The organism is Streptomyces prasinopilosus, from assembly GCF_001419695.1.
GTDB lineage: Bacteria > Actinomycetota > Actinomycetes > Streptomycetales > Streptomycetaceae > Streptomyces > Streptomyces prasinopilosus.
The window spans coordinates 1-10485 of sequence record NZ_LIRG01000489.1 but is presented as its reverse complement, the minus strand read 5'-3'; the positions used below and the strand labels follow the sequence as shown (position 1 = coordinate 10485).

The following is a 10485-nucleotide window of genomic DNA, read 5'->3' as shown; positions in this document are numbered from 1 at the left end:
CTCGCCCTGGCCGGATGCGGCGGCACCGGCACCGGTCCCGCCGACGACGCGGGCGAGGGCGGCGGCCCGCCGAGGAAGGGCGGGCGACTGCGCGCCGCGTTCGCGGGCGGCGGCGCCGGCGAGACCCTCGACCCGCACATGGCCAACCTGTTCGTCGACGTCGCCCGGGCCAAGGCCCTGTTCGACAAGCTCGCCGACTACGGTGCCGACCTGTCCGCGCGGCCCCGCCTGGCCGAGCGGTGGGAGCCCAACCGGACCCTGGACCGCTGGCGCGTCACCCTGCGCGAGGCCGTCTTCCACGACGGCAGGCCGGTCACCGCGAAGGACGTGCTGTACAGCTACCGCCGCATCGCCGACCCGGAGCGGGCGTTCCGCGCCAGGGCGTCCCTGGAGCCCGTCGACCTCGACGCCAGCCGCGCCACCGGCGAACGCGCCGTCGAGTTCGTCCTCAAGCGGCCCACGGCCGAGTTCCCCAACGTCCTGGCCGCGTTCGGCGCCTACATCGTGCCCGAGGGCGCCACCGGGTTCGACCGGAAGCCGGTCGGGTCCGGTCCGTTCCGCTTCCGGTCGTTCACCCCGGGCCGTTCGGCGGTCTTCACCCGCCACGACGACTACTGGGAGGGGCCCCCGCACCTCGACGAGATCGAGTTCGTCGTGGCCAACGAGGAGTCGGCCCGGGTCAACGCGCTGCTCGGCGGGCAGATCGAGTACGCCCACGAGCTCAACCCCGCCACCGCCCGCGCCCACGAGGACGGGGGCCGGATCGGGATCGTGCGGCTGCGGGGCAGCGCCATGCAGGCGTTCTGCATGAAGACCGACCGGCCGCCCTTCGACGACGCGCGGGTGCGCCGGGCGTTCTTCCTCATCGCCGACCGGGAGGAACTCGTCGACGGCGCCCTGTCCGGCGCGGGCGAGGTCGGCAACGACCTGTTCGGCAAGGGCTACGAGTACTACGCCGACGGGCTGCCGCAGCGCGCACAGGACCTCGACCGGGCGCGTGCCCTGCTGAAGCAGGCCGGCGCCGAGGACCTGAAGGTCACCCTGGACACCTCGGCCGTCGCCGCCGGGTTCACCGAGGCCGCGAGCATCTTCCGCGACCAGGCGGCGAAGGCGGGCGTCACGGTCGAGGTGCGGATGGGCAGCAAGGACTCCTACTGGAGCGACGTCCTCGACCGCGGCACCCTGTGCTGCTACCGCTCCGGCGCCATGCCGATCGAGGCCCACGTCTCCCAGCGGCTGCTCACCGACTCGACCACCAACGCCACCCGGTGGCGGCACGAGGACTTCGACGCGCTCTACCGGCAGGCCCAGTCCACCCGCGACAAGGGCGGACGCGCCGCCCTCTACGAGCGCATGCAGCGCCGCCTGCACGCCGAAGGCGGTTTCCTGGTCTGGGGGTTCGCCGACTGGATCATCGGCACGGCCCGCACCGTGAGGGGCGTGGAGACGGAGGCACCCGCCAACACCCTCGACTGGGCCCGCTTCGACACGGTGTGGCTCGCGTGAGCGGACTGCGCTCCTTCGTCGCCCGGCGGCTGCTCCTCGGCGTCCTGCAGACCGCGGCCGTGGTGCTGCTGGTCTTCGCGCTCACCGAGGCGCTGCCGGGCGACGCCGCGGTCGCCCTGGCCGGGGACCAGCCCGACCCGGAGCGCGTCGAGGCCGTCCGGGAGGCGATGCGACTGGACCGGCCCGCGGGGGAACGGCTCGCCGACTGGGCGGCGGGGCTGCTCCACGGCGACCTCGGCACCTCCCTGGTCTCCGGCCGTCCGGTGAGCCGGTACCTCGCCGACGGCTTCGGCCCCACGCTGCTGCTGGCCGCGCTCACCGTGGTGCTGCTCGTGCCGGCCGGGTTCGGGCTCGGGGTGCTGGCCGCCCGGCACGCGGGCCGGCCGGCCGACCGGCTGATCAGCTCCGTGACGCTCGCCGTGTACGCCGTTCCGGAGTTCGCCCTGGGGGTCCTGCTGGTGACCGTCCTCTCCCTGCGGCTGGGGTGGCTGCCGCCGACCGCCGTCGGCCACGGCACCGAGCTGCTCGCCCACCCGGCCGTGCTCGTCCTGCCCGTCCTGGTCCTGCTGTCCCGGCCCGTGTGCTCGCTGGCGCGGATGGTGCGCGCCGGCATGATCGACGCGCTCGCCTCCCCGTACGCGGCGCAGGCCCGCCGCTACGGCGTGTCCGGCGCCCGCGTCCGGTACGCGCACGCGCTGCCCAACGCCCTGGCCCCCGCCGCCCAGCAACTCGCCCGCACCGTCGACTGGCTGCTGTCCGGCGTCATCGTCGTGGAGGCCCTGTACGCGGTCCCCGGACTCGGCACCGTTCTACTGGGCGCCGTCGCCGAACGCGACGTCCCCGTGGTCCAGGGCCTGGCGGTGGTGTTCGGCGTCCTGACCGTCGTACTGAACCTGGGCGCCGACCTGGTCGCCCACCGGTTCGCGCCCCGGGCGGGGGTGGCCGCGTGAGACGCCCGCGCCCGGGCCGCTTCGCCCTCGGCGTCACGATCGTCGCCGTGCCGCTCGTCCTCGCCCTGCTCGGCCCCGTGTTCGCGGGCGAGCCGGGCCCGCGGGCCGCGTCCTTCACCTCGGGGGACGGCCACTGGCTCGGCACCGACTTCGTCGGCCGGGACGTCTGGCGGCTGGTGCTGCACGGCGGGCGGCCGGTGGTGCTGACCGCGCTCGCCGCGACCGCCCTGGCCTGCCTGGTCGCCCTCCCGGTCGGTCTGGCCGCCGCGCTCACCCGGCACCGGTGGCTGGAGGAACTGCTGATGCGGCCCCTGGACGTGCTGCTCGCCGTCCCGTCGCTGCTGCTGGTCCTGCTGGCCGCCACCGTGTACTCCCCCGGCCCCGCCGGTCTCGTCCTGCTGGTCGCCGCGGCCAACGTGCCGGACGCGGCCCGTCTCGTGCGGGCCGCCGCCGCGGAGGCCGTCACCCGGCCCGCGGTGGAGGCCCTGCGCCTGCAGGGGGAGACCCGGTGGCGCATCGCCGTCGGCCACGTCGGCCGTTCCCTGTCGCGCACCCTGGCCGCCGACGCCGGGACCCGGCTGACCGGCGTGCTCTACCTGGTCGCCACGGCCGCGTTCCTCGGCGTCGGCGTGGCGCCCGACGCCGCCGACTGGGCGGTCATGGTCGACCGCAACCGCGCCGGCCTGTTCGTCCAGCCGTGGGCCGTGGTCGTCCCCGCCCTGCTGATCGTCGCCCTGACGACGGGGACGAACCTCCTCTTCGACGCCGCGCTGGACGAGGGCCGGGACGGGGGCCGGGGCGCCGCGGGCCTCCCGGCGGGGCCCGGCGGCCCGGGCGGAACCGTTCCGCATCACACGCAGAAGGGCGTACACCCGTGAACGGAGAAGGGCGCACACCCGCGCACCACGAGACCACCCCCGTGCCCCACGAGGCCGCGGCGGTGCCGCACCGGGCCGCCGCCGCGGGTCCCGTGGCCGAGATCCGCGACCTGCGCGTCGAGGTCGGCGGCCGGGCGATCGTCGACGGGGTGAGCCTGCGGGTGTCGCCCGGCACGGTCACGGCCCTGGTCGGCGCTTCCGGCAGCGGCAAGACCACCACCGGCCTCGCCCTGCTCGGCGAGTATCCGGCGGGCGCCCGCGTCACCGGCGACGTACGCGTGGGAGGCGCCGGCCGGGTCACCGGCGACGCGCGTGCGGGGGCCTGCGGCCTCGTCGGTTACATCCCCCAGCACCCGGCCACCGTCCTCAACCCCGCCCGCCGCGTCTCGGCGCTGCTGACCGACCTCGCGCGCGCCCAAGTAAGCCACCTCCCACGCGGGCGGCGCCGGGCGGAGGCCCGCGCACGCGTCCTGCGCGCCCTCGAAGAGGCCCAGCTGGCCGACGGTGAAGCCCTGGTGCGGCGCTATCCGCACCAGCTCTCCGGAGGCCAGCAGCAACGCGTCGTCCTCGCCCAGGCGCTGCTGCTCGGCGCGCGCGTCATCGTCGCCGACGAGCCCACCACCGGTCAGGACGCCCTGACCAGGAGCCGCGTCGTCGAGCGGTTCGCTGCCGTCGCCGGCCGCGGTGTCGCCGTCGTGCTGCTCTGCCACGACCTGGACGTCGTCCGGGCACTCGCCGACGAGGTGGTGGTCCTGCGGGCGGGCCGGGTCGTCGAGTCGGGCCCGGCCCGGCGGATCCTGCGCTCGCCCCGGCACGAATGGACCCGCGAACTGCTCGGCGAGCAGCCCCGGTTCCCGCAGCCGGACGGCTCGCCCCGCACCGGGCGGCCCGTCCTGCGGGTGCGCGGCCTGACCGCCCGGCACCGCGACGGCGCCCGCGGCACGGCCGTGGTGCTGCGCGTCCCCGCACTCGACCTGTACGGGGGCGAGTGCCTCGCCGTCGTCGGCCGTTCCGGCAGCGGCAAGACCACCCTCGCCCGCTGCCTCGCCGGCCTCCACCGCGACCGCGACGGCACCGTCCTCCTGGACGGTGCCCCGTTGCCGGACAGCGTGCGCGACCGCGGCCGCGCCCAGCTCGCGGCCGTGCAGTACGTCTTCCAGGACGCGCACGCCGCGTTCGACGAACACCGCTCCGTCCTGCACCAGGTCGCCCGTACCGCGATCCGCCTGCGCCGCACCGACACGGACACGGCGACGCGGGAGGCATCGGCCCTCCTGGCCCGCCTCGGACTTCCCGGGGACCTGGTGCGCCGGCGCCCCGGCCGGCTCTCCGGCGGCGAGCTCCAGCGCGCCGCGCTCGCCCGGGCCCTGCTCGCCCGCCCCCGCGTCCTCGTCTGCGACGAGATCACCTCCGGCCTCGACACGCTCACCCGCCGGCACCTCCTCGGCCTCCTCACCGCGCTGGTCCGCGACCGCGGCGACCTGTCCCTGGTCCTGATCACCCACGCCCTGGACACGGCCGCCCTGGCCCACCGGATCGCCGTCCTGGACGCCGGCGAGATCGTCGAACAGGGACCGGCCCGGCGGGTCCTGACCGCCCCGAGCCATCCGTTCACCGTCTCCCTCATGGGGCGGAGGAACTGACCCGGTGGAGGGCCCTCGACGGATCCGCGGGCGGGGGAGCCCGCCGGAGCCCGGCTCACCGCCGCCGTCACCGTCTCCGCCCCACCGGGGCCGACGGCCCGCGCGGGCCGTCGGCCCCTCCGGGAACGGCCGGGACCGGAGGGACCGGAGGGGCCGGAGGGACCGGAGGGACCGGAGCGAGGCCGTCCTCGACGGCGAGGACCTCTCCGCCGTGGTGAACGCCGCCGGGGGGAGCGCGCCTCCCGCCCGGAGCGCGCCGGCCGGAGACCGACGCGGGCGCGGCTGCCCTCCCCCCGGTGCTCCGCCGCGAGCACGCCCGCCCCCTCCCGCGGGTCCGGCGGGGTCCGCTCCCTGGAACCGGTTCCGGGGACGGAGCGCTCCGCTTCCCGGCGCACGGGACGGGCGTCGCACATCCGCTCCCCGTTGTCCAGGGCCTTGTGGCCCTGCTCCCCGGGGCCCTTGGGGCATATGCCTCCGATGCCATACTGACCTGCGGTTTCTCCCCGTCGGGAGGCGTCTGCCCGGTGTCCGTACACCGTCGGACCACTTCCCCGGCCCCGTCCGTTCCCCAAGGAGCCCAGCCATGCCCCGATCCCTGCGCCCGCTTCCGGCGAAGACCCCGGACCGACCGGGCGGGCGGGTTCCCGTTCCGGTCGCCGCCCCGGCCGGGGGCGGCGACGGCGCCGCACGGGTCGCCTCCACCGGGCGCGAGACGGAGAGGGCCCGCTGACCATGGGCGCGGAGGACAGGACGTACCACTCGCTGCTCGCCCGGCACGAGGCGATGCGGCTGCGGCAGCAGCTGCTCTCCCCCGGGAAGGACCCGGGCACCGGCCACGGCGGCCGGTCCCCGGCCGAGGAGACGTACGACGCGGCCGCCGACCGGCAGATCATCCTGCGGGACCTGGACCTGGTGGGTCCGCTCGACGAGCTGATCACGGACCTGTACCGGGCCCTGTTCGCACGGCACCCCTCGCTGCGCTCCCTGTTCCCCGCCACGATGGCGTTCCAGCAGGAGCACCTGGCGCGGGCGTTCTGGTACCTGATCGAGCACCTGGACCGCCCCGAGGAGATCACCGCGACCTTCACCCGGCTCGGCCGCGACCATCGCAAGCTCGGCGTGCGCCCGGCGCAGTACGCGGCGTTCCGGGACGCGCTGTGCGAGGCGCTGCGGGTCCGCGCGGGCGAGTACGGGAGCCCGGAGCTCGAACGGGCGTGGACGCGGATGCTGCAGCTCGGCATCACCGCCATGGTCCGGGGCGCGGAGTCCGCGCTGCACGAACCACCGTGCTGGCGCGCCGCGGTGACGGGCCACCGGATGTGCGGGCCGGACCTGGCGGTCCTGCGCCTGCTGCCGCACGAGACCTTCCGGTACCGGGCCGGCCAGTACGCCTCGCTGGAGTCCGCCCGGCTGCCCCACACCTGGCGCCCGTACTACCTGGCCGAGGGGCCCGGCCCGGACGGGGAGGTCGAGGTGCACGTCCGGTGCACCGGCCCCGGCGGGGTCAGCGAGATGCTGGTGCACCGCACCGCCCCCGGGGACGAGGTACGGCTCGGCCCGCCGAGGGGGGACCTGACGCTCGGCGCTGAGGCCCCGGAGACCCTGCGGCTGGTCGCCTGGGACACCGGCTGGGCCGCGATGAAGGCGCTGCTGCAGGAGCTGGACGGCCGTGTGCGGCGCTCCCCCGCGCAGCGTGCACGCCGGGTGCGGCTCTTCCTGGGCGCCGACCCGCTGTCCGGCCTCCACGACACCGGGTACCTGGCCGGCCTCGAACAGCGCCACTCGTGGCTGACCGTGGTCCCGGCGGCGGCCGGCGCGCCGGGCGAGGGCACGTACGACCGGCTGGTCCTCGCGGTGACCCGGAGCGCCCCCCTCACGGAGGGCCGCACCCTGGTCGCCGGGCCACCGGACATGGTCCGTACGGTGACGGCCGGGCTGGTCCACGCCGGGCACTCCGCCGACCGCATCGTCCACGACCCGCTGCCGGTCGGGCCGCCCGTCCTGCCGCGGTTCACGGAGCGGCACGGGCCGGCCGGGGACTTCCTGCCCCCGGGACGGCAGGTCCCCGCCTGAACCGGCCGCCGGGACGCGGACCGGCCCCCGCCTCGCGCCGGCCTCCCCGCGGGGAGGCCGCGTCCCGCGGGCGGCCGGGACCACCCCGCCCGAGACATGAACTGCGCGCATGCCGCACCATGCGAATCATTCATTTGCTGGATGCAGGGCCGGACACTTCACTGGGGTCATGACCCCTCCCCCTTCCTCCGACGTCGACCTCTTCGCCGACGACGTCCTGGTCGACCCCTACCCCGTCCACGCCGAACTGCGGGAGCTGGGCCCCGTCGTCCACCTCCGCGAGAACGACGTCTACGCGCTGACGCGGTACGACGTCATCCGTGACGCGCTCGCGGACTGGGAGTCGTTCTCCTCGGCCTCGATCGCCTTCAACCCGATGGCCAACGAGGCTCTCACCGGCACCTCGCTCGCGTCCGACCCGCCCGTGCACACCCGGCTGCGCGCCACGCTCACCGAGAACCTCTCGCCGCGTGCGCTGCGCGGCCTCAAGGGCGGGATCGAGGCCAAGGCGGACGCCCTCGTCGCCGAGCTCGTCGAGAAGGGTTCCTTCGAGGCGATCGACGCCCTCGCCCGGGCGTTCCCGCTGGAGGTCGTCGCGGACCTGATCGGCTTCCAGGGCCACGTGCGCGACAACATGCTGCGCTGGGGGCAGGCCGCCATGCAGGTCCTCGGCCCGATGAACCAGCGCACGGCCGAGAACTTCCCCATCGCCGGCGAGCTGTACGGATGGTGCTCCCAGGTCGGGGCCGGGGACCTGGCCGAGGGGTCGGTGGGCCGCGGCATCTTCGACGCCGAGGAGCGCGGGGCCGTCCCGCCGGGCACGGCCGGCCACATCATCCACCAGTACCTCGGCGCCGGCGTCGACACCACCATCGCGGCGATCGGCAACATCGTCGCCCTCTTCGCCCGGCACCCCGACCAGCTCGCCCTGGTCCGCGCGAACCCGTCGCTGGTGCCGGCGGCGTTCAACGAGGTGCTGCGCTTCTGGCCCCCCATCAACACCTGGGGCCGACTCGCCACCAAGGACGTCGACATCGCCGGGACCGTCATCCCCGCGGGCGCCCAGGTCGCGGTCCTGCTCGGCGCCGGCAACCGCGACCCCCGCCACTACGAGAACCCGGACGCCTTCCTCGTCGAACGCAACCCGGTCGACCACCTGGCGTTCGGCTACGGCCCGCACGGCTGCGCGGGCCAGGGGCTCGCCCGGCTGGAGGCCCACGCCGTGATCGAGGCGCTCTCCCGGCGCGTCGAGCGTCTCGTCACCGGACCCGAGGTCCGCGTCCCCGGCAACACCACCCGGAGCATCGAGGAGCTCCCCGTCCTGGAGGTGATCTCCGCATGAAGATCGTTCTCGACCGTCCCCGCTGCGAGGGCCACGGCCTGTGCGAGGAGGCCGCCCCGCAGCTCATGCACCTCGACGACGAGGGCGAACTCGTCCTCGACCGCGAGGAGGTCGACGGGGCCGACGTCGCCCTGGCGAACGCCGCCGCCCGCGTGTGCCCGGTCGCGGCGCTGAGGGTCGCATGAGCACCGGCACCCTGGACCGCGTGGTCGTCGTCGGCAACGGGATCGCCGGGCTCACCGCGGCCGACACGCTCCGCGAGGCCGGCTTCGACGGCGAGCTGACCGTCGTCGGCGACGAACCGCACCCGGCGTACAGCCGCCCGGCCCTGTCGAAGGCGCTCCTGCTCGACGGCGACGACCTGTCGTCGCACGAACTCCCGCCGACCGGCCACGGGGCGACCGAACTCCTGGGCGTCCGCGCCACCGGACTCGACCTCGACCGCCGGCTGGTCACGCTCGACGACGGTACGGACCTGCCGTACGACCGCGTCGTCCTCGCCACCGGCTCCCGGGCGCGACGGCTGTCCGACCTGCCCGAGGAGCTCACCCTGCGGGGTCTCGACGACGCCCTCGCCCTACGCGAGCGGCTGGTGGACCGGCCGTCGGTCGTCGTGGTCGGCGGGGGCCCGCTCGGCATGGAGATCGCCTCGGGCTGCCTGGCCGCCGGCTGCCGGGTCACCCTCGTCTCCCAGGGGGCCCCGCTGATCCTCCAGCTCGGCCCGCACCTCGCCGGTGTCTTCGTCAAGGCCGGACTGGACCGGGGGCTCACCGTCGTCGAGACCGAGCTGGCACGGCTGGAACGGCGCGGGGACAGCACCCGGGTCGTCCTCCACGAGGGCCCGGTCCTCGAGGCGGACCTGCTCGTCTCCGCCGTCGGCGACCTGCCCAACACGGAGTGGCTCGCGGGCACGGGTCTCGCGGCGCAGGGTGCCGTCGCAGTCGACCCGCGCGGGCTCGTGCGTCCCGACGTCGCGGCCGTCGGCGACCTCGCGGCCGTCCGGACCCCGAACGGCCCGCGCCGCGTCCCCTTCTGGAGCAGCGCGATCGAACAGGCGAAGGTCGCCGCGCGGGCGCTGGTCCGGGGCGACGAGGCGCCACCGCTCCGGTTCCAGCCGTACTTCTGGACCGAGCAGTTCGGGCTGACCCTCAAGGCGGTGGGCCACCTGCCGCTGGACGGGGAACCCGAGTACGTCGACGGGGAGCCCGGCGGCGGGCCGGCGCTGATGCGCTGGTCGCGGGAACACGGCAGCGGTGCGGCCGCCGCGCTCGACTACCGGATCCCCATCCCCCGGCTGCGCCGCATGACCCAGGACGTATGACCCGGGCGGCCGCGTAAGGTCGGTTCCATGGGCGACGGGGAAGAGGGCACCACGGGTTCGGGGCTGGACCGGCTGGCGTCGGTCAACCTCAACCTGCTGGTGCCCCTTCTCGCCCTCCTCGAGGAACGGTCGGTGACCAGGGCGGCGCAGCGGGTCGGCCTGTCGCAGCCGGCGATGAGCCACGCCCTCACCAGGATGCGGCGGCTGCTGGGCGACGAACTCGTCGTCCGGCAGGGGACGGGCATGACGCTGACCCCGCGCGCCCTGGAGCTGATCCCCCCGCTGCGCAGCGCGCTGGAGCAGGCGGCGCGCGTCGTGAACTTCCCCTCCTTCGACCCCGCCACGGACCGGCGCGTCATCACGGTCGCCCTGACGAACAGCACCGCGTTCGTCATCGGCCCCCGGCTGACCCGGCTCCTCGCCGAACGCGCCCCGCACACCACCCTGCGCCTGCGGACGATCACGGTCCCGACCGAGGCCACCTTCACCGACCTGGGCGTCGACGTCGTCCTGATCTCCGAGGGGCACTTCTCGCCGTACCCGCGCGAGCGGCTGTACAACGACCGCTGCGTGGTGGTGGCCTCACCGGACACCCCGCCGGAGGCGAGCGCGCTCGACCTGCTGACCACCCAGCCGCACATCGTCGTCGACACCGACCGGCGGGTCTTCCCGTACTCCGTGCTCGAGGAGAAGGGCATCCCGTACCGCGTCGGCCAGCTGAGCTCCGACTTCCTGCTCGTGCCCTTCCTGGTCGCCCGCGCGGGCGACCAGG

General features: G+C 75.6%; 9 protein-coding genes. All 9 read left to right on the top strand.

Annotated elements, in window-relative coordinates; translation table 11 throughout:
- Positions 1-1506, top strand: a 1506-nt coding sequence (locus tag AOK18_RS20260) for an ABC transporter substrate-binding protein (protein ID WP_055695286.1), incomplete at its 5' end; no start/stop codon positions are given.
- A complete protein-coding gene (locus AOK18_RS20255; RefSeq protein ID WP_055695285.1) occupies positions 1503-2456 on the top strand; it encodes an ABC transporter permease in 954 nt (317 codons plus the stop codon). The genes AOK18_RS20260 and AOK18_RS20255, both read left to right, overlap by 4 nt.
- Complete coding sequence (locus tag AOK18_RS20250) at positions 2453-3334, top strand: ABC transporter permease subunit (protein ID WP_055695284.1); 882 nt, start codon at positions 2453-2455, stop codon at positions 3332-3334. The genes AOK18_RS20255 and AOK18_RS20250 overlap by 4 nt, the downstream gene beginning before the upstream one ends.
- A gap of 62 nt (positions 3335-3396) precedes the next feature.
- Positions 3397-4977 (top strand): ABC transporter ATP-binding protein, encoded by a 1581-nt coding sequence (locus AOK18_RS20245; protein WP_055695287.1) that lies wholly within the window; start codon positions 3397-3399, stop codon positions 4975-4977.
- 732 nt (positions 4978-5709) lie between these two features.
- On the top strand, positions 5710-7050 hold the full coding sequence (locus AOK18_RS20240; RefSeq protein ID WP_055695283.1) for a globin domain-containing protein: 1341 nt from the start codon (positions 5710-5712) through the stop codon (positions 7048-7050).
- A gap of 169 nt (positions 7051-7219) precedes the next feature.
- Complete coding sequence (locus tag AOK18_RS20235; RefSeq protein ID WP_055695282.1) at positions 7220-8392, top strand: cytochrome P450; 1173 nt, start codon at positions 7220-7222, stop codon at positions 8390-8392.
- Positions 8389-8577: a ferredoxin gene (locus tag AOK18_RS20230; protein ID WP_055695281.1), complete on the top strand. Its 189-nt coding sequence runs from the start codon at positions 8389-8391 to the stop codon at positions 8575-8577. The genes AOK18_RS20235 and AOK18_RS20230 overlap by 4 nt, the downstream gene beginning before the upstream one ends.
- Positions 8574-9713, top strand: coding sequence for an NAD(P)/FAD-dependent oxidoreductase (locus AOK18_RS20225; protein WP_055695280.1), 1140 nt, complete (start codon positions 8574-8576; stop codon positions 9711-9713). Before AOK18_RS20230 ends, AOK18_RS20225 begins: the two co-directional genes overlap by 4 nt.
- Positions 9714-9740: 27 nt before the next feature.
- The coding region (locus AOK18_RS20220; RefSeq protein ID WP_055695279.1) for a LysR family transcriptional regulator at positions 9741-10485 on the top strand (745 nt) is incomplete at its 3' end.

What these genes read in the sequence shown, in the direction of transcription:
- AOK18_RS20225 (WP_055695280.1), top strand. Translation starts at nt 8,574, where the DNA reads ATGAGCACCGGCACCCTGGACCGCGTGGTCGTCGTCGGCAACGGGATC.
- AOK18_RS20235 (WP_055695282.1), top strand. Translation starts at nt 7,220, where the DNA reads ATGACCCCTCCCCCTTCCTCCGACGTCGACCTCTTCGCCGACGACGTC.
- AOK18_RS20240 (WP_055695283.1), top strand. Translation starts at nt 5,710, where the DNA reads ATGGGCGCGGAGGACAGGACGTACCACTCGCTGCTCGCCCGGCACGAG.
- AOK18_RS20230 (WP_055695281.1), top strand. Translation starts at nt 8,389, where the DNA reads ATGAAGATCGTTCTCGACCGTCCCCGCTGCGAGGGCCACGGCCTGTGC.